Source organism: Bradyrhizobium vignae, assembly GCF_900324035.1.
GTDB classification, from domain to species: Bacteria; Pseudomonadota; Alphaproteobacteria; order Rhizobiales; family Xanthobacteraceae; genus Bradyrhizobium; species Bradyrhizobium vignae.
This window is the reverse complement of sequence record NZ_LS398110.1, coordinates 1,285,357-1,305,948: the sequence shown is the minus strand read 5'-3', so window position 1 is coordinate 1,305,948 and position 20,592 is coordinate 1,285,357. Positions and strand designations below refer to the sequence as shown.

Genomic DNA, 20,592 nt, shown 5'->3' with positions numbered 1-20,592 from the left:
CTAATGCTCCCATCACTGGCCTGCGCCAATTCCAGCGCGCGGGAAACAACAGGAGCGAGGGAGCAACGCCGCGATGGACAAGGGCATTTTTGCGGGGCTGAAGGTTCTGGACTGCGCGAGCTTCATCGCAGCGCCCGCGGCCGCGACCGTGCTGTCGGATTTCGGCGCCGATGTCATCAAGATCGAGCCGCCCGGCACCGGCGACCCCTACCGCAATCTGCCCAACCTGCCGGGTTATCCGACCGGCGAGCACAATTTCGCCTGGCTCTTGGAGGCTCGCAACAAGAAGAGCATCGCGCTCGACCTCGCAAAACCCCAGGCGCAGGCCGTGCTCTACAAGCTGGTGGCGGAAGCCGACGTCTTCATCACCAACATGCCGCCGCCGGTGCGCGCCAAGCTCGGCATCACCTACGACCATCTCGCCCATCTCAACGATCGGCTGATCTATGCCTCCTTCACCGGCTATGGCGAGAAGGGCGAGGAAGCCAACAAGCCCGGCTTCGACAGCAACGCCTATTGGGCGCGCTCCGGCCTGATGGACCTCGTCCGCGCCGACACCGACACCACGCCGGCGCGCTCGGTCGCCGGCATGGGCGATCATCCCTGCGCCATGGCGTTCTACGGGGCCATCGTCACTGCGCTCTATCAGCGCGAGAAGACCGGCAAGGGTTCACACGTCGCCTCCAACCTGATGGCGAACGGGGTGTGGGCGGCAAGCGTGCTGGCCCAGGCAAAGCTCTGCGGCTCCAAGTTCGGCGAGCGACGACCGCGCGAGCGCGCGCTCAATGCGGTCGCCAATCACTATCAGTGCAAGGACGGCCGCTGGCTGATCCTGTCGCTGCTGAACGAGGAGAAGCAGTTTCCGACGCTGGCGCGCTGCCTCGGGCGCGAGGATCTGATCGACGATCCCCGCTTCGCCACCAAGGCCGACCGCCACGCCCGCTCGGTCGAGCTGATCAAGATCCTGGACGAGACCTTCGCCACCAGGGATCTCGCCGAATGGCGCAAGATTCTCGACGGCAATGGCCTCGTGTTCGGTGTCGTCGCCATTCTGGACGACATCCCGAACGACAAGCAGATGCTCGACAACGAGGTGCTGGTGCCGTTCGAGAACGACACCATGCTGACCATCAACAGCCCGATCTGGATCGACGGCGCCAAGAAGGTGCAGCCGCGCAAGCCGCCCGCCGTCGGCGAGCACAGTGACGAGATCTTGCGCGAGGCGGGATACGACGAGGCGACGATCAAGACGCTGAGGTCGTCGGGGGCGGTTGGTTAGGAGCGCGTCGCTCCAACCCCGTCATTGCGAGCGCAGCGAAGCAAATCCAGAGTGTCTCCGCGGACGCATTGCTGGATTGCTTCGCTGCGCTCGCAATGACGGTGAGGGACTATCTCGCTATAACAATCGGCAACACACCGATGCCGCGAGGTCCCATGCCCAGCTACCGCCTGCACTACTTCCCTGAATCCGGCAACAGCTACAAGCTGGCGCTGATGCTCACGCTTTGCGGCGAGACGTTCGAGCCGGTCTGGACCGATTTCGCCGGCGGCGTTACGCGCACGGCGGAGTGGCGCCGGAACGTGAACGAGATGGGCGAGATTCCCGTGCTCGAGATCGACGGCGCGAAGATGACGCAGACCGCGCCGCTGCTGCTGAGACTGGCCGAGCAATACGGCCGCTTCGCCGCCGAGACGGAGGACGAGAAGTTCGAGCTGCTGCGCTGGCTGTTCTGGGACAACCACAAGCTCACCGGCTACATGGCGACCTATCGCTTCATGCGCGCCTTCACCGAAAAGAGCGATTCTCAGGTGCTGAAGCATTTTCGCCGGCGACTCGAGGATTTCCTCGGCATCCTCGACGGGCACCTCCAGCACAATGAATTCGCGATCGGTGCGAAGCCGACGGTCGCCGACATCTCGATGATGGCCTATCTGCACTATCCGAGCGACGAGCACGGCTTTGATTTCGCGCAGAGCCATCCGGCCGTTCATGCCTGGCTCGGCCGCATGGCCGCGCTGCCAGGCTGGAAGCCGGCCTATGAGCTATTGCCGGGCAAACGGATGACGAATTACGCGAAGTGAGGCTTCTTCTTTTCCCTCTCCCCGCATGCGGGCAGAGGCGAAGAAAAGCTACCTCAGCGACAGCCAGCCGAGCGTGAACAGGATCCCGCCGACGATGACGGCCACCGCAACCGCCCAGGTGCTGACGCGGATGCTGCCGGTGATCTGCTTGGCTTCTTCATTCCGCGCAATCTCGCGATTGCGCTCCTTGTTGGCTTGCCTCGTATCCGCCATGAACCATCCGAATCGCTTCTAGTTCTATCTTGCGCGTGATCTTTTCGGAAAACCGCTACACACTTTGCGCTGGCCTCCGGGTCGGATCACGCGCTAACGCGTCTTGATGAAGCACATGCCGATGCGGCGCGAGGCCGCGGCAGCCTGACAGGTGAGACCGTTAGCACAGCTCCATGACGTAAAACTCTCATCCCGCGTTCCCGATCCCGCGTCTTGCAGGGAACAATGCGCGCCCCAGCCGTCCTGATATTCGGTGCCGGCGAGCTCGCTTCCGCCGCGGGTCTGCGGCCGGCTGGCAAATCCGCGTGAGAAATCGGGGTGTTTTCCGGCCGCGAACGCGGTCAGGATGTCGCGGCGGCGGAGCTGATCGCCGAAGAAATGCGGCGAGGCCGGCACGATGGTGGAATTCGATGGCTTGTCAGCAAGCCAATCGACGCCCGGAAAATGGAATCCGCCGATGCCGCGGGTCTGATGGCAGCCGGCGCAGGTGACGTCGTTGAGACGGCGCTGGAAGCCTGCGACCGAGCGGACATTCTGCATGTCGACGCCGCGTGCCGCCGCCTGCTTCAGCGCGCTGACCACGTCATTGTCGGTGAAGACGCCATCGCCTTTGCCCTCTCCTTGCATCATGCCGAACTCCGGCTGCAAGGCCGAGGCATCGAGGCCGGCGGGGGTCGGTACCACCGCAGCCTTGGCCAGGAATTTCTCCGGGATCAGCACGGTGCCACGATCGAACTCGCGAAGATGATCGGGCGCGAGCAGCCAGGTCTTGAAGTCGCGCCGCAGCACGTCGTCAGCAAGAATCCGGTCGCGGTCGATCTGGTTCTCCAGTGTCGATTCCTCGAAGGTCTTGCCGGCAGCGTCGTACTTGAACACCTTGAGCAGATAGTCGGAGCGGAAATCGTGCAGCGTCGATTTCGGTGCGACCGAGACCTGAATGTTGGTCTCGATGCGGTCGAGCATGGCGTCGTGAGGCGGGAGGCGGCTGCCGATCAAATCTTGCCAGTCGGCATTGTCGAGCCAGCGCCGCGCGACATCGGCGCAGCTGATCGACTTGCCGTTCCCGTCCGTCTGGCGCACATCGCGCGCCTTCATCACGAGGTTGAACGTCATCGGCAGGCGCGTTGCGGTCTTGCCGCCATCCGGCCCGCTGTCGAAACGCGTAAGACGATAGATCAGCCGGATCTCGCCGCAGGACCCTTCAGAGACATAGGCACGGTCCATGCGATTGACGATCCCGGCCAGCACGAAGCGCGTGTCGTGCGATCTCAGATTGGCGAGGTCGAACAGTTGCGCATCAAAACCCTCGCCGACGCCGATGGTCTCGCCCGGATATGTCGCCTTGTACCGCGCGATGTAGCGCTCGAACTCCGCATCGATAGCCGGCACGATCTCCTTCAGCTGCGGCAGAGACACGAACATCAGCTCAGTCGTGAGCGGGACGTCCGCGTTCCGCTCCGGCGATAGCAGACGTGGGATCGTCAGCGTATTGTTCTGGTCGAGCTTGCGCAGGAGATCGGGATCGGTGATCGCGATGCCGCGCGTCAGCGCAGTGTTCTCCGCTGCGAAGAGCGAAACGACACCGCCCAGCAATGCGACGGCAGCAACGAGAATTCGCAGCGCGCGGCTCATGCCTCAGGTAACACCGCGCAGGGACGCCTATTCAAGCAAAAAAGGCGCCTCACAGGGTGGTGAAGCGCCTCTGCGACGGTCGAATATCGAATGTTCAGCGCGCGACGATCAGGCCCCTGCTGGTGACGACCACCCAGCGGCCGTCCTGGCGGCGAATTGCATCGACGCGGCCGACCCCGGGTATGGGGTCGCCGGGATAGACCTCGTAGATGCCGTAGCGGCCCTCGATCAGCGCACCGCCGTTGCCGGCGTTGCGCAGCCGCCAGCCCTCGACCGTCGGGAGACGTCCAATCTCGGTCTTGGGCGCGGCGGGAGCGGGAGCCGGTGCGGCCGCAGCAGTCGCGAGCTGGGTCGGCGCGATCGAGCCGGTGGTCTCCTTGGCCGGTGCGGCCGTGGCTTGCGCAGGTGCGGCGGGCGGAGTCGCGCGGAGCTTGTCGACGGTCTCAGACAGCTTGGCGATCTTGGCCAGCGGCTCGGCCTGCGCCTTTTCGAGCTTGTCGAGGCGCTCGTTGGTCCGGCTCAACTGGCTGACTCCGGTCTTCGAGCTCTGCTCGACATTGGCCTTCAGTGCGACGAGATCGGCATCGATCCGGGCGACGGACGCATCCAGCGCGCTGGTATCGGCGACCTGTACTGGCGCCTGGGCCGGGGATGCGAAATGCATCATGCCGGCGGTCGCGAGCGCACCGCTGATCGCGCCGACGCCGGCGGCAATCGCCACCGCGGCAGCCATGGCCGAGAGGCGGCGCTTGCTACCGGTTTCGCGCGGCTCGTCCGCCTTCACATGCGGAGCGAACTCCTCGCGCTCCCAGGTGCGGTCGGCAGGCGACATGACGATGAGCTTGCCGAGCTTCGGCTCGGGATTGGCTTCGGTCTTAGCTTCGAACTTCGGCACCTCGATCCGCGGCGGCTCCACCTTCGGGGCTTCCGCCTTGACCGGATCCGGCTTGGGCGGCGCCTCGTGGTCGGGGGCAATCGAGGGGGCCTCGATACCGGCGGCAGCCTCGACGGCCTGCGGCGCTGCGGCGTCGACAGCACCGGAATCCTGGGCAGCCTGCTCGGGCAATGGTTCGCTCACGGCTCAAATACTCCAGTCTCGGTTGACCTTTTGGTAACTTTCATTGCTTGCGAAATCCTTACCTTCGGATCCGCTTACCGAAATTTTAGGAACTCATCCGGGGCCGAATTAGGCCGGGAAAATGGAACCGGTGTGGCGGGCGTGAAACAGTTTGTAATCGGGGCAAGATGAATGGCGGCGCAACGGCCGGGCCGTCGCGTTCGCGGCGCGCTGAAGAAGCGGGCGCTTCAGTGCGACGGCGAGAGAGTTAACGCGTCCGCTGCGTCCACATCGTCATTGCGTGTGGGGCGTCAGCCGGCATTCACATCACCACCGGCGCATCCGGCAGCTCGTTCGGATGCGGGCCGCCCGGCGGGAAATGGCGCGCCAGTTCGCGCGACACCGCCTCGATGCCGGCGATCACACCGCGTTCGAACTGGCCCGATCTGAAATCGGCCTCCATCGCCTGGCAGATGGTCTCCCAGCCCTCGGCGCCAACCTTCGCGTCGATGCCGCGGTCGGCGATGATCTCGACGTCGCGGTCGGCGAGCAGGAGATAGATGAGGACGCCGTTGTTGTGCGCGGTGTCCCAGATGCGCAAGTGCGAGAACACGTCGAGCGCACGCTCGCGCGCCGGCTGGTTGCGGAACAGGGGGCCGCCGTCGAGCGCGCCTTCGACCACGAAGCGGATCTGGCCGGAATGGGAGGCTTCGCCGCGCTCGATCGCCTGCTCGATGCGTTCGAGCACGGCTCGCGGAAAAATCTGCTTCGCCCGCCAATGATGCTGCACGAGATGTCGGGCAATGCGCTTGATGCTCATGACTGCTACCAGCTCCCCGAGGCGCCGCCGCCGCCGAAGCTGCCGCCTCCGCCGCTGAAACCGCCACCGTCGCTCGACGATGATCCGCTGCTCCAGCCGCCGGACGAGGAGCCGCTCGACCAGGAGCCGCCGCGCGAGCGGCCTGTCGCCGATCCCACCCCCAACAGATCCGCGATGAAGGTCAGGATGGCGCCGAGCACACCGGCGCCGAGGCCAATCACGGCAGACTCCAGCACGAACCAGGCGAGGACGCCGACGATGACTCCGGCCACCACCGAACCCAACAGACGCCCGAACATGGCGCGCAGAAATCCGCCCACGACGAGGGGGCCGAACAATACGAAGTAAAACAGCGGCTCGATGTCGTTCCAGCTGCCGAAATTCACGCTGCGCGAGGGCGTCGGCAGCGGCTCGCCGTCGATCACGCGGATCATGCGATCGACGCCCGCCGAGATGCCACCTGAAAAATCGCCGCTGCGAAATTTCGGCGTGATGTCCTCGTCGATGATGCGCCGCGAGGTGACATCGGTGAGCGCGCCTTCGAGGCCGTAGCCGACCTCGATGCGCAAATGCCGGTCGTTCTTGGCGACGACGAGGATCGCGCCGTCATCGACCTTCTTGCGCCCGATCTTCCAGACCTCCGCGACGCGGATCGAGAATTGCTCGATCGTTTCCGGCTCCGTCGTCGGCACGATCAGGACGGCGATCTGGCTGCCCTTGCGGTTCTCGAACTCGCGCAATTTTTGCGACAACGAGGCGATGTCGCTGCTGGAGAGCGTGCCGGTCTGATCGACGACGCGGCCGGTGAGTTGGGGGACGGCGACGTCGGCGCGGGTGGGGAATGCGAGGGTGAGAAGCAGTGCGATGGCGAGGACCAGTGCGGCGACCAACGAATACGCCCGCCACATTCGCGCTGTCATCGCCCGCGCAGGCGGGCGATCCAGTATTCCAGAGGCCGCGCTGCTCGAGCCGTGAAGCCGCGGCGTACTGGATTCCCCGCTTTCGCGGGGAATGACAGTGGAGTGTGGGGCCCGCATCGGAAGCCGAACGCAGCTACTTCGACGGCGCTGGTGACGGATTGAAATCCACCTTCGGCGCGGTCGAGATCGCCTTCTCGTTCTCGACCGAGAAGTTCGGCTTCTCCTTGTAACCGAACGCCAGCGCGGTGAGGTTGGTCGGGAAGGAGCGGATGGTGACGTTATACTCCTGCACTGCCTTGATGTAGCGGTTGCGCGCCACCGTGATGCGGTTCTCTGTGCCCTCCAACTGGGACATCAGGTCCCTGAACAAGGCATCGGACTTCAGCTGCGGATAGTTCTCGGTGACGACCAGGAGACGCGACAGCGCGCTGGAGAGCTCGCCCTGGGCGGCCTGGAATTTCTGGAAGGCGGCGGGATCATTCAGCACCTCCGGCGTTGCCTGGATGCTGCCGACCTTGGCCCGGGCATTGGTGACACCGAGCAGCACGTCCTTCTCCTGCTGCGCAAAGCCCTTCACCGAGTTGACGAGATTGGGCACGAGATCGGCGCGGCGCTGATACTGGTTCACGACCTCGGACCAGTTGGCTTTGATCTGCTCGTCCTCGGTCTGGATCGCGTTGTAGCCGCAATTGGTCAGGCTGAGCGAGGCCAGCGCCGCCAGCACGGTCAGGATCTTGCGCATCAAATTTCTCCCGGTGGAATCCTGTGATTCAATATCAGATAGCGATCACACGATGCCAGCTTCCCGCGTCATTCCGGGGCGCGAAGCGAACCCGGAATCTCGAGATTCCGGGTCTGGTCCTCCGGACCATCCCGGAATGACTGCGGCGAATGGGGCACCCCAGCCGACTGACGCAAGCCCCTTGCCTATCGCAGGCGGTCATAGTCAACTCCGGCAAAACAAAAGCGGAAACGCCAGGAGGAGCGCGATGTCCTCGTTCGAGACCATTCTCGTGGAGCGGCCGGAGCCGGCCATCGTCCGTGTCGTGATGAACCGGCCCGAGGCGCGCAACGCCCAGAACCTGCAGATGACCTACGACCTCAACGCCGCTTTCGATGCAGCGGTGCAGGACGACGCGGTCAAGGTGATCATCCTCGCCGGTGCGGGTCCGCACTTCTCGTCCGGCCATGACCTGCGTCCGGGCGGCAAGAACGCCGCAGGCGTCGATTTCCCGCCGATCGGAAATTGGGGCGGCTTCGCCGAACCCAACGCGCATGGCCGCTTCGCGCGCGAGCAGGAAATATATCTCCAGATCACGCGGCGCTGGCGCAACCTCGCCAAGCCGACCATTGCCGAGGTGCACGGCAAGTGCATCGCCGGCGGTCTCATGCTGGCCTGGGCCTGCGACCTCATCGTCGCCAGCGACGATGCGCAGTTCTGCGATCCCGTCGTCACCATGGGCGTCTGCGGCGTCGAGTGGTTCGTGCATCCCTGGGAGCTCGGGCCGCGCAAGGCCAAGGAGTTCCTGTTCACCGCCGACAGCTGGAGCGCGCAGGACGCGCATCAGCTCGGTATGGTCAACCAGGTCGTGCCGCGCGCCGAGCTGTCATCGCGGGTGCTGGAGCTGGCGCGCCGGATCGCGACAAAGCCCTCCTTCGCGCTGAAACTGACCAAGGAGGCGGTCAACCGCTCGGTCGACGTGATGGGCCAGCCCGCCGCGATCGACCAGGCCTTCGCGCTGCATCAGCTCTGTCACGCGCATAATCTCCAGGAGTTCGGCATGATCGTCGATCCCTCCGGCCTGCATCCCTCCGTGCGCAAGCCGCCGACGGCCGCGGAGTAGACGCAATGGACCTGAATCTCAGCGACGAGCAGAAATTGCTGCGCGGGAGCGTGGAGCGGTTCGTGGCCGAAAGCTACGATGCCGATCACCGCCGCAGAATCGCGAATGATCCGCTCGGCTTCAGCCCTTTGGTGTGGAAACAGTTCGCCGACCTCGGCTGGCTGGCGTTGCCCCTTCCCGAAGAATTCGGCGGTCTCGGCGGCGGCGCGGTCGAGATCGGTATTCTGATGGAAGCCTTTGGCCGCGGCCTCGTGTCGGAGCCCTATGTAGCGACCGTGGTGCTCGGGGCCGCGCTGATCGCCAGATGCGGCACCACGAAGCAAAAGCAGGCGAGCCTGCCCAAGATAGCGGACGGATCATTGAAGCTCGCCTTGGCGCATTCCGAGCGCGCGGCCCGGTTCGATCTTGCCAAGGTCACGACCAGCGCCACCAAGACGTCGCAAGGCTGGCGCCTCGCCGGCAGCAAGATCGCCGTGCTCGACGGACATGCCGCCGACGAGATCATCGTCTCCGCCCATATCCACGATCACCGGGGGCCGTCGGGGCGGATCGGCCTGTTCCTCGTGCAGGCGACGACGCCGGGCCTCGTCATCAACGATTATCCGCGTCTTGGCGGCGGACGTGCCTGCAACATCGAGCTGTTCGACGCGCATCTGCCGGAGGATGCCCTGCTCGGCGACGGCAGCGATGCGCTGCCGGCGATCGAATGGGCAGTCGATCGTGCCATGGCCGCGCTGGGTGCCGAAGCTGTCGGCATCATGCAGACGCTGCTCGACACCACGCTCGAATACACCAAGATTCGAAAGCAATTCGGCCGGCCGCTCTCGGCCAACCAGGTGATCCGCCACCGTCTCGCCGACATGGCGATGCAGGTGGACGAGGCACGCTCGATGGCGCTGCGGGCCGCGTTGAAGGTGGATGCTGCGCCGATCGAGCGTGCCCGGGCGGCGTCGGGCGCGAAAGCCAAGATCGGCAAATGCGCGCGCTTCGTCGGTGAGCAGTCGATCCAGCTTCACGGTGGCATGGGCGTCACCGAGGAGCTCGAGGTCGGCGCCTATTTCAAGCGGCTGGTCGCATTCGACACGCTGTTCGGCGGCAGCGCGCATCATTATGCCCGCCACGCCGAACTTGGCCGCAGGGCCTGACACCGGGAGAGCCTCATGGACCTGTCGTTCAATGTCGAGGAGCGTGCCTTCCAGGACGAGGTGCGCGGCTTCATTGCAAAGAATCTCACCGAGGAGATGAAGCGCGCGACCGCGCTGACGCCGTCGGTGTTCTCCGATCCTGATATCGGCATGGCCTGGCAGCGCGCGCTGCACCGGCAGGGCTGGGGCGCGCCGGGCTGGCCGGTCGAATATGGCGGTCCCAATTGGACGCCGGCACAGCGCTGGATCTTCGAGACCGAATGCGCGCGGGCCGGCGTGCCGAACGTCAACTTGATGGGCGTGAAGATGGTCGGGCCCGTCATCATCGGCTTCGGCAGCCCCGAGCAGAAGAACTTATACCTGCCGCGGATTCTCTCCGGCGAGGATTATTGGTGCCAGGGTTATTCCGAGCCGGGCTCCGGCTCCGATCTGTCCTCGCTGAAGACGCGCGCGGTCCGCGACGGCGACGACTACATCATCAACGGCACCAAGATCTGGACCACGCATGCCCATCACGCCAACCGCATGTTCGCACTGGTGCGCACCAGCGACGGGCCGCGGCAGCAGGACGGCATCAGCTTCATCCTGATCGACATGAAGACGCCGGGCATCACGACGCGCCCCATCCTCACCATCGGCGGCGACTACGAGGTCAACCAGGTGTTCTTCGACGACGTCCGCGTGCCCGTCGCCAATCGCGTCGGCGAGGAAGGCAAGGGCTGGACCTACGGCAAATATCTGCTCGAGTTCGAGCGCGGCGCCGGCATCGCCTCCGCCAAGCTGCGCGAGGGCCTGAAGGCGATCGCGGATCTCGCCTGCTCCGACCTCACGGGCCGCGCAATCGACAGTCCCGACATCGCGACGCGGATCTCCGAGGTGGAGGTCGATATCGACGCGCTGGAAATGACCGAGTTGCGCGTGCTCTCGGCGCTGCAGACCGGGCAAAATCCCGGCGCGGTGTCGTCGATCCTGAAGCTGCGCAACAGCGAGATCCGCCAGGCCGTGACGCGGCTGGGCGCCGACGTGATCGGCCACGATGCGCTCGCAGTCGAGCCGATGCGCCCGCTCTACAAGCTCAACCACGAGCCGGCGACACCTGAGGAAATGCTGACGGTGATGCCTGAATATCTCAACGGCCGCGCCTACACGATCTTCGGCGGCACCTCGGAAATCCAGCGCGATATTATTGCGAAGATGATGCTCGGGATTTGATGGCTGCGGCCCTCTCCACCGTCATTGCGAGGAGCCCTTCGAAGCAATCCAGAACTGCCGCTGCGGAAAGATCCTGGATTGCTTCGCTGCGCTCGCAATGACGGTGCCCTTGAAGGCTTACCCCGCCGCCTTCGCATCCCGGATCGCCTGCCAGATCTTCTGCGGCGTCAGGGGCGTGTTGAGCTGGGTGATGCCGAGATCGGCGAGCGCGTCCATCACGCCGTTGGTGACGCAAGGAGGGCCGCCGATCGCGCCGGATTCGCCGCAGCCCTTGGCGCCGAGCGGATTGGTGCGGCAGGGCGCCGAATCGTCGAGCGTCACCACGATCGGCGGAACGTCGTCGGCGCGCGGGATGCAGTAATCCTGGTAGCTCGCGGTGAGGAGCTGGCCGTCGGCGTCGTAGGACACGCCTTCATACAGCGCCTGGCCGATCCCTTGCGCGACGCCGCCATGGATCTGGCCGGTGACCAGCATCGGGTTCACGGCGATACCGACGTCATCGACCGTGGTGTAGCGCACGACCTTGGAGACGCCGGTCTCGGGATCGATCTCGACCTCGCAGATATGCGTGCCGTTGGGCCAGCTCGGACCATCGACCTCGCCTTCGGAATCGACGCTGAGCTTGGCGCCGCGCTCCTTCTCGGCGAGATCGAACAGGCTGATGCGGCGGTCGGTGCCGACCACGGTGAGCATGCCGCCCTGATATTCGATGTCCTCGACCGAGGTCTCCAGCACGTTGGCCGCTTTCTCGCGCGCCTTCTGGATCAGGTCGTTGGAGGAGACCGCGACCGCCGTGCCGCCGACGAACAGCGAGCGCGAGCCGACACTGCCGAAGCCCATGGCGAGATCGGTGTCACCCTGGACGACGTCGATCTTGTCCATGGGAATGCCGAGCGAGTCGGAGATCATCTGGGTGTAGGTGGTCTGCAGCCCCTGCCCCATCGCCATGGTGCCGGAATGCAGCACGACGCGCCCCTGAGAGGTCGCGTGCAGGCTGACCTTCTCGGTGTGGGCGCGGCCGCCGGTCCACTCGATGTAGGAGGTGAGCCCGCGGCCGTAGAGCAGGCCCTTCTTCTTCGCCGCCTTCTTGCGCGCGGCAAAGCCGTCCCAGTCGGCGAGCTTGACGGCACGGTCGAGCATGTGGGCGAAGGCGCCGGAATCGTAGACCTGGCCGGCGGCATTGGTGTAGGGCAGCTGCGCCGGCTTGATGTAGTTCGCTTTCCGGATCGCGCGCGGATCCATGCCGATTTTTCGTGCGGCCGCGTCAAACAGGCGCTCGACGATGAAGACGGCTTCGGGTCGGCCGGCGCCGCGATAGGCACCGACCGGCGCGGTGTGGGTCATCACCGTCTTCACTTCGAAATGCACCAGCGGCAGATCGTAGACGCCGGTCTGCACGAAGGGCCCGAGCACCAGCGGAATGATGTTGGCCGCGCCCGAGGAATAGGCGCCGGTACAGCCGATCGACTTGACACGATAGGCCAGCACTTTGCCTTTCTCGTCCAGCGCGAACGAGGCCGTCGAGGTGAGATCGCGGCCATGGGTGCCGCCGACAAACTCGTCGGTGCGATCGCCGCGCCAGCGGATCTTCTTGTTCAACTTGGTCGCGGCATAGGCGACGATGCCGTCTTCCGGATAGAGGTTGGTCTTCTGGCCAAAGCCGCCGCCGATGTCGCCGACCAGCACGCGCACGCTGTCCTTGGGACGCTTGAGCACGGCTTCCGCCAGCACGTCGCGGGTCGAGGCCGGGGTCTGCGACTGCACGTGCAGGAGGAGACGGCCGGACTTCCTGTCGATCTCGGCAATGGTCGAGCGCGGCTCCATCGCGGAAGGAACGAGGCGCTGGCTGACGATGTCGAGCTCGACCGTGTGCGCGGCCTTGGCAAAGGCCTCGTCGACCCTGGCGGCGTCGCCATAGCTCATCGCGCCGACGATGTTGTCGGGTGCCTCCGGCCACACCACGGGCGCGCCGGGCTTCACGGCTTCGACGGGATCGACCACCGCGGGCTGCACGTCGTATTCGACCACGATCGCCTCGGCGGCGCTCTGCGCCTCCACGCGCGATGAAGCCACCACCGCGGCCACGGCCTCGCCGGCATGGCGCACGACCTCGTGGGCGAGCAGCCGGCGCGGCGGCACTGTCATCGGCTTGCCATCGGGGCGCTTGAAGATGTTCAACGTCGGGATGCTGCCGATGTCGTCCTTGACGAGGTCCGCGCCGGTGTAGATCGCGGTGACGCCGGGCATTGCGGCCGCGGCGCTGGTGTCGATCGAGACGATCTTGGCGTGGGCATGCGGCGAACGCAGCACGTGCAACCACAGCGCGCCGTCTTCCGGCTTGTCGTCGATGAACTGTCCCTTCCCGGTGAGCAGCCTGAGGTCTTCCAAACGCTTGACGGGTTGCCCCGCTCCGAAACGCAAATTGCCGGGAAGAATGTTCATTCCGTTATGTCCTCGAAATCCGGAAAACGACCGCGGCGGTTTTAACCGATTTTGCGGGTCAGACAACCGAGCCCCGGCGCATCTGCAATGCGCGTCAGAGCCCCTTGCAGGCGCGGATTGGCCCGCTAAGACCTGTCGATATCGATGATGCTTACGTTCACATCACGGGTATCCGAGCCGCGCTTGACCGTGAGCCGAACGGTCTTTCCGGCCCCGGACAGCTCAAGCGCATCGGTCAGGTCGGAGAGGCGTCGCACCGGCTTGCCGTCGGCCGCGGTGATGATGTCTCCGACCGCTCCGGTCGAAAAGTTGACACCACGAATTCCCGCGCGCTCGGCAGGACTGCCGGGAGCGGTCCGGACCACGATCACCCCTTCGACACCAAGCCGCGTCGACACATCCTCGCTGGCGGCCACGATGCCGATACCGGGTGTCGGCACCCGGCCGTTGCGGATGAGCTCGGGCACGATCCGGTTCACGACATCGACCGGCACCGCGAAGCCGATGCCGGCGTTGGAACCCGACGGCGATATGATCGCGGTCGTGACGCCGATCAGCCGGCCGGCAGAATCCAGCAGCGGTCCGCCTGAATTGCCCGGATTGATCGCGGCGTCCGTCTGGATGACATTGGCAATCTCCCGGCCGCCATGAGTCGGGAGCCTGCGCTTGAGCGCGCTGATGATGCCGCTGGTCATCGATTGATCCAGCCCGAAGGGGTTACCGATCGCAAAGGCGGATTGCCCGACCTTCAGGTCGCTCGAGCTGCCGAGCGCCACCGGCGGAGGCAGTTCGCGCACACTGCGGATCCGCAGCACCGCAAGATCGTAATTGGGTGCCGTGCCGACCAGATCGACCTGGGCCACCTCTCCCGACGCAAAACGCACGGCGATTTCCTCGCCATTGGCCACGACATGATTGTTCGTCACGAGATGGCCCTCACGGTCCCAGACGAATCCCGTGCCGGAAGCGCCGCCCTGGGCTTCCTCGCCGATCAGCGGATTGGCCGCCGATTTCGCCGCCACCTGGACGACCGAGGGAGACACGCGTTCGAAGATGTCGATGGTGGCCTTTTCGGCCTCGGACAACGGCCCGCGCTGCTCGATGGCTCGCGCGGCAGGCGTGGTCCACGGCACATGCTGGATCTTCGCGGCGGTGACCACGACGAGCAGAGCGGCCAAAACTGCCGCGGCAATTCCGTAGCGACGATTCATGGGTGATCACTGCGTGTGCTGAAGACCATGCTCGGAATGCAGATACATAAGCTGGCGGACCTCGCTCACGCAGCAACGTCCCAAGCGGATGGAAGTTTCCCGGTCAGGCAGATGGGGAACGGCTTGGCTCTTGGCAGGCGTCCGAGGACATATTGCCGCGTGACAATCGGCTATGCCAACTCCCTCAGCGCGGCTTCGACGATCCTGCGCTGCTCGACTGTCAGCGCGGCCTGCGGCGGGACGGGGTCGCCGACGTCGTAGCCCTGGATCGAAAGGCCGGCCTTGATGCAGGCGGCGAGGTTGAAGCGGGCGAAGGCTTCGTTGATGCGCCACAGCCGGCGCTGGAGCGACATGGCCTCGTCCCAGCGGCCGGCCCTGCAGAGGTCGTAGAGCATCACGCTCTGGCGCGGGATGATGCAGGCAGGTCCCGCCATCCAGCCGCGGCCGCCGATCAGCATCACCGCCGCCGGAATGTGGGCGGAGGCGGAGAACACGCGCAAGGCGTCCCCGCAGCGGTTCATGATCGAGAGCAGCCGGCCGGTGTTGGTCGAGGCGTCCTTGATGTAGCCGATGCGCGGATGCTCGGCGAGGCGCGCTATGACGTCGAGGGTGAGATCGGAGCGCTGGAATTGCGGATTGGTGTAGATGACGACGGGAATGTCCACGGCATCGGCCATGGCGCGGAAGTAGGACTCCACCTGGACATCCGAGAGCGGGAAATAAGCCTCCAGGATCGCCAGGATGCCGTCGGCGCCGAGGGCCTGATAGGCTCTCGCCTGCGCCACCGCATCCGCCGTCGAAGTGGAGACAACGCCGGCTACGACCGGCACGCGGCCCCTCGCCGCCTCGATCGTGGTCCGTACGACAGAGGTGCGTTGCGCTGCATTGAGATAGGCGAATTCGCCGGTCGAGCCCAGCGGCGTCAGCCCGTGGACGCCGGCAGCGATCAGGTCCTCACATAGCTTCGCAAGGACGTTCGTCCGCACCGTGCCGTCGGCATCAACGGGAGATACGAGGTAGGGAAAGACGCCGTGGAATTCGGACATGTCGGGCTCCCGGAGAGCAGCTGGCACCCGACGGTATTACCAACGCCAGCTCCAGCGATCAAACCTTGAGCAAGCGTACCCGCGTGCCCCAGGGATCGATCGCTTCCAGGCCGTCGGCAAGCGCCGTGACCTTCACACCGTTCTTGCGCAGGCGCTCCTCCTGGGCGGCGAGCAGCTCCGGCTTCGCCATCATCAGAGAAAACCAGGCAAGTCCCGTCGTCTGCTCATCGCGTTGGCCGGCGCCCTGGCTCTGCCAGACGTTCATGCCAAGGTGATGGTGGTAGCGGCCCGACGACAGGAACGCCGCGCCGTCGCGGCGGCGGGTCGGGTCGAGACCAACCGTGCCATGATAGAAGCTCTCGGCCTGCGCGAGATCGCCGACGCGAAGATGCATGTGGCCGACGCGCATTCCGTCCGGCGCTTTGGCATAGTCGGCAACGCGCGTATTGGTCAGCGACAGCAGGTCGGGGATGTTGAGCTCGTCGGTCGCCATCTTCACGCTCCCCTCGCTCCATTGCCATTGCGAAGGGTCGCGGTCGGCATAGACCTCGATGCCGTTGCCCTCGGGATCGTCGAGATAGATGGATTCAGAGACGAGGTGATCGGCAAAGCCCGACAGCGGCACGCGATGCGAGGCCGCGTGAACCAGCCAGCGCGCCAGATCCTTGCGGGTCGGCATCAGGAAAGCGGTGTGATAGAGGCCGGCGGCGTTGCGCGGCTCGATCGCCGCATCGGGACGAGCTTCCAGCGCGAGCAGCTTGATGCCAGCCGTGCCGAGCTTCGCGCCGGTTGCCGAACGCTCCATCACGGTGAGACCGATCACGTCGCGGTAGTAGTCCGCGATCTTCTCGAGATTCTTCACCCGGAGCGTCACCATGCCGACCCGCATCGGCGTGCGGCTGGCATAGGTCGGGCCGCCGCCCTGCGGTGTGCCCTCGGCGCGCGCCGCCGCTGCGGCGGCCATCGCAAGCGAGGTGGCGCCGGCCAGTTGAAGCAGGGTGCGGCGGGTGAGATCGATGGTCATCAGTCAGGGCTCGCTGAAATCCTGGGGGCCAAAGGGCGCACTTTCGGGATTGCTACACGTTCCCGTGAGGCGCTCCCAATCACATGTTCGTCGGCCGTGGTCCTGCGGCGGACTGCCCTGTCCCTGCTCTGGTCCTGGCCACCCGGCCAGTTTCGCAATCGTGCGCGGCATCCCAGATTGAGGGCAACTACAGGAGCCTGCCATGACCGATTCAACTCCTCTGACCTTGCTGTCGTACGCGCTCGCGGACGTGGTGGCGCGCACCGCGCCCTCCGTCGTCTCCGTGCATTCGCATCGCGCCCGCGCAACCGGCTTTGCCTGGAAGCCCGGTCTGATCGTCACTGCCGATGAGGCGCTGGCCGACGAGGGCGAGGTCGAGATCGGCCTCGCTGACGGCAGCCGGGTCGCGGCCACGATCGCCGGCCGCGACCACACGACCGACATCGCGCTGCTGCGCACTGAGGCCGCTGTCGCACCGGTCAAACTCGCCTCCACGGTCCCGCCCCTCGGCGCGCTGTCGATCGTGGTCGCCACCCATCGCGAGACGCCGAGCGCCGCGCTTGGAATGGTATCGGCGTCCGGCAAGGGCTGGCGCTCCTTGCGCGGAGGCGACATCGACGCCCGGATCGAGCTCGACGTTCGCCTGCGCGATAGCCAGCAGGGCGGCCTCGCGCTCGACGCATCGGGCGATGCCTTCGGCATGGCGGTGCTCGGGCCGCGGCGCGTCCTCGTCATTCCGACGGCGACGATCGAACGTGTCGCGCCGCAGCTTGAGGCACGTGGCCGCATCGCACGCGGATATCTCGGCCTCGGGCTCCAGCCGGTGCGGCTCGACGATGGCGTCGGGGCGATGGTGATGAGTGTCGACAAGGCCGGCCCCTCGGCCGCGGCCGGCATCCGCCAGGGCGACGTGATCGTCGCGGTCAACGACCAGAAGCTGTCCGGCGTGCGCGCCTTGTCGCGGACGCTCGGACCTTCGAGCGTCGGCGCGGTGGTCGAAGTCGCCGCCCGCCGCGGCGGCGAGCCGGTCAGCTTCAAGGTCACGGTCGGCGAGAGGCCTGAGGCGTGAGCGAGGACAACGCGCCCGAGATCGTGCTGTCGCTGGAGATCGACGATCCCGCTCTCGCCGATCGCCTGGCGAAGCTGCTGGGCAACGTCACAGGGTTACGCCTCGCCGCGCCCGGCGAAGCGGCCTCAGTGACGGTTGTCGCCCGCGATCCGCGCATCAGGTCCGAAGACATCGCGCTGACCCAGCGCGAGCTCGACGTGCTGGCGCTGATGGCCGAAGGCGCCTCCAACAAGATGATCGCCCGGCAGCTCGGCATCTCCGTGCACACCGTGAAATTCCACGTCGGCTCGCTGCTCGACAAGCTGGATGCCACCGGACGCACCGATGCGGTCGCGCATGCGGCGCGGCGTGGCGTGATCGAGCTTTGACACCGCCGGGCGTCACGGCGCCGACGTCGCCCGGAAGCGGAGCTCGACCTTCAGGCCCGGCGCATTGTCTTGCAGCGCAACCTCGGCGCCATGAAGGCGCGCGACCGCGGCGACGAGGCTGAGGCCGAGACCATTGCCCGGCGTGTAGCGGCTCTGCTCGAGTCGATAGAAGCGCTTGAAGACGTGATCGCGCTGCTCGGCGGGAATGCCGGGACCGTCGTCGGCAATGGATATCAACGCACCGCCATCGGCTCTGCGGCAGCTCACGGTCACCTGCCCGCCCTTGCGGCCGTGCTTGATCGCGTTGTCGACGAGATTGGCGATGGCGTCGAACAGCAGGTCGCGGTCGCCGGTGATCGCCACCACGCGGTCACCATCGAGGCTGAGGCGCGTGGCGACCTGCTCGGCGGCGGCATCGTAGAGCTCGACGACCTCGCCGGCGATCTCGGCGAGATCAAGCGCGCGGAAGGCACCGGTGCGGGCCCGCGTCTCGATCTCGGAGATCCGCGTGATGGAGGCGAACATGCCGAGCACGGCATCGAGATCGGCGATGGTGTCGCCGATCAGCGCCGCGTCGGCTTCGCTGTTGCGCGGCGCGTGGAAGGCCTTCTCCAGCCGGCCGCGCATGCGTGTCAACGGCGTGCGCAGATCATGCGCGACATTGTCGCTGACCTGCTTGACCTCGCCCATCAGCGTCTCGATGCGGTCGAGCATCTGGTTGAGATTTTCGGCGACGCGATCCCACTCGTCATTGCTGCCCCGCAGGGGAATACGCTGGTCGAGGCCGGAGAGCATGATGGCGCGGCTGGTGGCGTTGATCTGTTCGATCCGTCCGACCGTGCGTCGCGTCACCAGCACGGCTGCGAGCCCGGCGAGCACCAGCAGCAGCGCAGCGACGGCAGCCATCGCGAGCTCGATCATGCCGGTGAAACCGTCATGATCGACGACAGTGCCGACCCGGCGCTCGACATAGGCGAGCGTGCCGAAATAGACATAGGCCATGATCGCCGCCACGATCAGCCCGAATGTCGCGATCGCGATCAGCGCCAGGCGGAAGGTCGAGGAGCGGAGGGTCTTAGCCAGGAGCACGGAGACAGTATCCGATGCCGCGGATGGTGTGGATCAGCGGATAAGCCTGGGCGTCGTCGACCTTGCGGCGGACGCGCCCGACATAGACGTCGATGATGTTGGTAGAGGGATCGAAATGCAGGTCCCAGACATGCTGCAGGAGCATCGCGCGGGAGACGACGCGGCCCTCGTTGCGGACGAGATATTCGAGCAGCTGGAATTCACGCGGCAGCAGCGGAATCTTGCGGCCGCGGCGGCTCGCGCTACGCGCGATCAGGTCGATGGCGAGATCGCCGACGCGCAGCAGCGTTTCCTTGGCGATGGTCTCGCTGCGGCGGCCGAGCGCCTCCAGCCGCGCCAGCAATTCGGTGAAGGAAAATGGCTTGACGAGATAATCGTCGCCGCCGGCGCGCAGGCCGCGCACGCGGTCGTCGACTTCGCCGAGTGCGGAGATGATCAGAAAGGGTGAGGCGACGCCGTCATCGCGCAGCTGGCGCATCACGCTGATCCCGTCGATATCGGGTAGCATGCGGTCGATTGTGATCACGGCATAGTCGCGCGCCGAACCATGGCTCAGCGCTTCGCGCCCGGTGGCGGCGAGATCGACGTCATAGCCCGAGGTCGTCAGTTCCTCGACGAGCTGGCCTGCGGTTTCCGGATCGTCCTCGACGACCAGGATGCGGCGGTGACCTCCGGTCATGCAAGACTCCGCGCGACGGTCGCCACCAGACTATCCCGTTCCGGGGCTGAGCGGAACTGCCCGGTGGCGATCGCGACAATGGTGCGGTCCGGCGATGCTAGTACCAATCGTACCCGCACACATTGACCCATTGCCATCCGTAGGGCGTCCAGCTCCTGCGCCAGCAGCCGTCATAGTAACTGGCATAGATGAAAGGCGCGCCGAAGAAGGCGAAGCGGTGGAAGCGATGATGCCGGAAGAAGAAGGCATGTCGGCCAATGAAGGGCCTGTGGAATGCCGTGCCGGCAAACCGCGGTCCGAAGGCGGCGCGGGTCGCGAACGGCGCACCGGCAAAGCGCGGCCCGATCGCCGCGTGAGCGGCCATCGGGGAACCGGCGAAGCGGGCGCCACCGAAATGAGCGCCGCCCATGCCGCCCATCCGCATGCCCCCGCCCATTCCGCCGACGTGCATGCCGCCACCACCGAAATGCCCGCCGCCAAAGCCACCATGGCCGCCGCCGCCAAAACCACCGCGCGCGAGAGCGGGCGCCGCAGCCGCCAGCGTCGCAGCAACTGTCGCCGCGACGAGCCCTGTGAGAAGCCTGTTCTTCATCGGAATATCCTCCTTGCAGTGCAGCGCTAGTCCCGCTGCACGAAGGGGATCAGGAGATGCGAATGGGCTGTCCCTATCAACTTACAAATGCGCCAGTTTCTGACGCCGGTGTTAGGGAGGGCAGGCTCTCTCCCCGTCATTGCGAGG

General features: G+C 65.7%; 20 protein-coding genes. 7 read left to right on the top strand and 13 right to left on the bottom strand.

Going from position 1 to position 20,592, the window contains the following annotated elements; genetic code table 11:
• Positions 1–73: 73 nt before the first annotated feature.
• Entirely contained in the window at positions 74–1,279 is a 1,206-nt protein-coding gene (locus BRAD3257_RS06310; protein WP_122401134.1) for a CaiB/BaiF CoA transferase family protein, read from the top strand.
• A 155-nt stretch (positions 1,280–1,434) separates the two neighbouring features.
• A complete protein-coding gene (locus BRAD3257_RS06305; RefSeq protein ID WP_122401133.1) occupies positions 1,435–2,082 on the top strand; it encodes a glutathione S-transferase family protein in 648 nt (215 codons plus the stop codon).
• Between the two features lie 48 nt (positions 2,083–2,130).
• On the opposite strand, the gene BRAD3257_RS40220 is transcribed toward BRAD3257_RS06305, so the two are convergent.
• The 6 genes from BRAD3257_RS40220 to BRAD3257_RS06280 form a co-directional block, all read right to left on the bottom strand.
• Complete coding sequence (locus tag BRAD3257_RS40220) at positions 2,131–2,295, bottom strand: hypothetical protein (protein WP_174221549.1); 165 nt, start codon at positions 2,293–2,295, stop codon at positions 2,131–2,133.
• 93 nt (positions 2,296–2,388) lie between these two features.
• Positions 2,389–3,927, bottom strand: coding sequence for a hypothetical protein (locus BRAD3257_RS06300; protein ID WP_122401132.1), 1,539 nt, complete (start codon positions 3,925–3,927; stop codon positions 2,389–2,391).
• A gap of 94 nt (positions 3,928–4,021) precedes the next feature.
• Positions 4,022–4,993, bottom strand: coding sequence for a hypothetical protein (locus BRAD3257_RS06295; protein ID WP_162500548.1), 972 nt, complete (start codon positions 4,991–4,993; stop codon positions 4,022–4,024).
• Positions 4,994–5,306: 313 nt separating this feature from the next.
• Positions 5,307–5,804, bottom strand: coding sequence for a TPM domain-containing protein (locus BRAD3257_RS06290; protein WP_122401130.1), 498 nt, complete (start codon positions 5,802–5,804; stop codon positions 5,307–5,309).
• 5 nt (positions 5,805–5,809) lie between these two features.
• The gene (locus BRAD3257_RS06285) at positions 5,810–6,724 is read right to left on the bottom strand and encodes a TPM domain-containing protein (RefSeq protein WP_122401129.1); all 915 of its coding nucleotides are present in this window, start codon (positions 6,722–6,724) and stop codon (positions 5,810–5,812) included.
• Positions 6,725–6,857: 133 nt separating this feature from the next.
• Positions 6,858–7,466 (bottom strand): LemA family protein, encoded by a 609-nt coding sequence (locus BRAD3257_RS06280; protein WP_122401128.1) that lies wholly within the window; start codon positions 7,464–7,466, stop codon positions 6,858–6,860.
• Between the two features lie 247 nt (positions 7,467–7,713).
• On the opposite strand from BRAD3257_RS06280, the gene BRAD3257_RS06275 reads away from it, so the two are divergent.
• The 3 genes from BRAD3257_RS06275 to BRAD3257_RS06265 are packed head-to-tail and all read left to right on the top strand — an operon-like array spanning position 7,714 to position 10,925.
• The gene (locus tag BRAD3257_RS06275; RefSeq protein WP_162500135.1) at positions 7,714–8,568 is read left to right on the top strand and encodes an enoyl-CoA hydratase; all 855 of its coding nucleotides are present in this window, start codon (positions 7,714–7,716) and stop codon (positions 8,566–8,568) included.
• 5 nt (positions 8,569–8,573) lie between these two features.
• Positions 8,574–9,713, top strand: coding sequence for an acyl-CoA dehydrogenase family protein (locus BRAD3257_RS06270; protein WP_122401126.1), 1,140 nt, complete (start codon positions 8,574–8,576; stop codon positions 9,711–9,713).
• 15 nt (positions 9,714–9,728) lie between these two features.
• Complete coding sequence (locus BRAD3257_RS06265; protein ID WP_122401125.1) at positions 9,729–10,925, top strand: acyl-CoA dehydrogenase family protein; 1,197 nt, start codon at positions 9,729–9,731, stop codon at positions 10,923–10,925.
• A gap of 117 nt (positions 10,926–11,042) precedes the next feature.
• Here the strand turns inward: BRAD3257_RS06265 and BRAD3257_RS06260 are convergent, their stop codons facing one another.
• The 4 genes from BRAD3257_RS06260 to BRAD3257_RS06245 all read right to left on the bottom strand — a co-directional run bounded on the left by BRAD3257_RS06260 (position 11,043) and on the right by BRAD3257_RS06245 (position 16,648).
• Positions 11,043–13,367, bottom strand: coding sequence for a xanthine dehydrogenase family protein molybdopterin-binding subunit (locus tag BRAD3257_RS06260; RefSeq protein WP_122401124.1), 2,325 nt, complete (start codon positions 13,365–13,367; stop codon positions 11,043–11,045).
• 125 nt (positions 13,368–13,492) lie between these two features.
• A complete protein-coding gene (locus tag BRAD3257_RS06255; RefSeq protein ID WP_122401123.1) occupies positions 13,493–14,578 on the bottom strand; it encodes a S1C family serine protease in 1,086 nt (361 codons plus the stop codon).
• Between the two features lie 170 nt (positions 14,579–14,748).
• Positions 14,749–15,624 (bottom strand): dihydrodipicolinate synthase family protein, encoded by an 876-nt coding sequence (locus BRAD3257_RS06250; RefSeq protein WP_122401122.1) that lies wholly within the window; start codon positions 15,622–15,624, stop codon positions 14,749–14,751.
• 58 nt (positions 15,625–15,682) lie between these two features.
• Positions 15,683–16,648 carry a VOC family protein gene (locus tag BRAD3257_RS06245; protein ID WP_122401121.1) on the bottom strand — a complete coding sequence of 322 codons (966 nt, stop codon included), beginning with the start codon at positions 16,646–16,648 and terminating at the stop codon, positions 15,683–15,685.
• Between the two features lie 202 nt (positions 16,649–16,850).
• Between BRAD3257_RS06245 and BRAD3257_RS06240 the strand changes: the two genes are divergently transcribed.
• Together BRAD3257_RS06240 and BRAD3257_RS06235 are read left to right on the top strand one after the other, a co-directional pair.
• On the top strand, positions 16,851–17,717 hold the full coding sequence (locus BRAD3257_RS06240) for a S1C family serine protease (protein WP_122401120.1): 867 nt from the start codon (positions 16,851–16,853) through the stop codon (positions 17,715–17,717).
• On the top strand, positions 17,714–18,085 hold the full coding sequence (locus BRAD3257_RS06235) for a response regulator transcription factor (RefSeq protein WP_122401119.1): 372 nt from the start codon (positions 17,714–17,716) through the stop codon (positions 18,083–18,085). The genes BRAD3257_RS06240 and BRAD3257_RS06235 overlap by 4 nt, the downstream gene beginning before the upstream one ends.
• Positions 18,086–18,097: 12 nt before the next feature.
• On the opposite strand, the gene BRAD3257_RS06230 is transcribed toward BRAD3257_RS06235, so the two are convergent.
• The 3 genes from BRAD3257_RS06230 to BRAD3257_RS06220 all read right to left on the bottom strand — a co-directional run bounded on the left by BRAD3257_RS06230 (position 18,098) and on the right by BRAD3257_RS06220 (position 20,445).
• Complete coding sequence (locus tag BRAD3257_RS06230; protein WP_122401118.1) at positions 18,098–19,174, bottom strand: sensor histidine kinase; 1,077 nt, start codon at positions 19,172–19,174, stop codon at positions 18,098–18,100.
• Positions 19,161–19,853, bottom strand: a complete 693-nt coding sequence (locus tag BRAD3257_RS06225) for a response regulator transcription factor (RefSeq protein ID WP_122401117.1) — start codon at positions 19,851–19,853, stop codon at positions 19,161–19,163. The genes BRAD3257_RS06230 and BRAD3257_RS06225 overlap by 14 nt, the downstream gene beginning before the upstream one ends.
• Positions 19,854–19,950: 97 nt before the next feature.
• On the bottom strand, positions 19,951–20,445 hold the full coding sequence (locus tag BRAD3257_RS06220; RefSeq protein ID WP_122401116.1) for a hypothetical protein: 495 nt from the start codon (positions 20,443–20,445) through the stop codon (positions 19,951–19,953).
• Positions 20,446–20,592: the final 147 nt, after the last annotated feature.

What these genes read in the sequence shown, in the direction of transcription:
- BRAD3257_RS06260 (WP_122401124.1), bottom strand. Translation starts at nt 13,367, where the DNA reads ATGAACATTCTTCCCGGCAATTTGCGTTTCGGAGCGGGGCAACCCGTC.
- BRAD3257_RS06255 (WP_122401123.1), bottom strand. Translation starts at nt 14,578, where the DNA reads ATGAATCGTCGCTACGGAATTGCCGCGGCAGTTTTGGCCGCTCTGCTC.
- BRAD3257_RS06270 (WP_122401126.1), top strand. Translation starts at nt 8,574, where the DNA reads ATGGACCTGAATCTCAGCGACGAGCAGAAATTGCTGCGCGGGAGCGTG.
- BRAD3257_RS06250 (WP_122401122.1), bottom strand. Translation starts at nt 15,624, where the DNA reads ATGTCCGAATTCCACGGCGTCTTTCCCTACCTCGTATCTCCCGTTGAT.
- BRAD3257_RS06220 (WP_122401116.1), bottom strand. Translation starts at nt 20,445, where the DNA reads ATGAAGAACAGGCTTCTCACAGGGCTCGTCGCGGCGACAGTTGCTGCG.
- BRAD3257_RS06300 (WP_122401132.1), bottom strand. Translation starts at nt 3,927, where the DNA reads ATGAGCCGCGCGCTGCGAATTCTCGTTGCTGCCGTCGCATTGCTGGGC.
- BRAD3257_RS40220 (WP_174221549.1), bottom strand. Translation starts at nt 2,295, where the DNA reads ATGGCGGATACGAGGCAAGCCAACAAGGAGCGCAATCGCGAGATTGCG.
- BRAD3257_RS06280 (WP_122401128.1), bottom strand. Translation starts at nt 7,466, where the DNA reads ATGCGCAAGATCCTGACCGTGCTGGCGGCGCTGGCCTCGCTCAGCCTG.
- BRAD3257_RS06275 (WP_162500135.1), top strand. Translation starts at nt 7,714, where the DNA reads ATGTCCTCGTTCGAGACCATTCTCGTGGAGCGGCCGGAGCCGGCCATC.
- BRAD3257_RS06285 (WP_122401129.1), bottom strand. Translation starts at nt 6,724, where the DNA reads ATGACAGCGCGAATGTGGCGGGCGTATTCGTTGGTCGCCGCACTGGTC.
- BRAD3257_RS06265 (WP_122401125.1), top strand. Translation starts at nt 9,729, where the DNA reads ATGGACCTGTCGTTCAATGTCGAGGAGCGTGCCTTCCAGGACGAGGTG.
- BRAD3257_RS06240 (WP_122401120.1), top strand. Translation starts at nt 16,851, where the DNA reads ATGACCGATTCAACTCCTCTGACCTTGCTGTCGTACGCGCTCGCGGAC.
- BRAD3257_RS06290 (WP_122401130.1), bottom strand. Translation starts at nt 5,804, where the DNA reads ATGAGCATCAAGCGCATTGCCCGACATCTCGTGCAGCATCATTGGCGG.
- BRAD3257_RS06310 (WP_122401134.1), top strand. Translation starts at nt 74, where the DNA reads ATGGACAAGGGCATTTTTGCGGGGCTGAAGGTTCTGGACTGCGCGAGC.
- BRAD3257_RS06245 (WP_122401121.1), bottom strand. Translation starts at nt 16,648, where the DNA reads ATGACCATCGATCTCACCCGCCGCACCCTGCTTCAACTGGCCGGCGCC.
- BRAD3257_RS06305 (WP_122401133.1), top strand. Translation starts at nt 1,435, where the DNA reads ATGCCCAGCTACCGCCTGCACTACTTCCCTGAATCCGGCAACAGCTAC.
- BRAD3257_RS06225 (WP_122401117.1), bottom strand. Translation starts at nt 19,853, where the DNA reads ATGACCGGAGGTCACCGCCGCATCCTGGTCGTCGAGGACGATCCGGAA.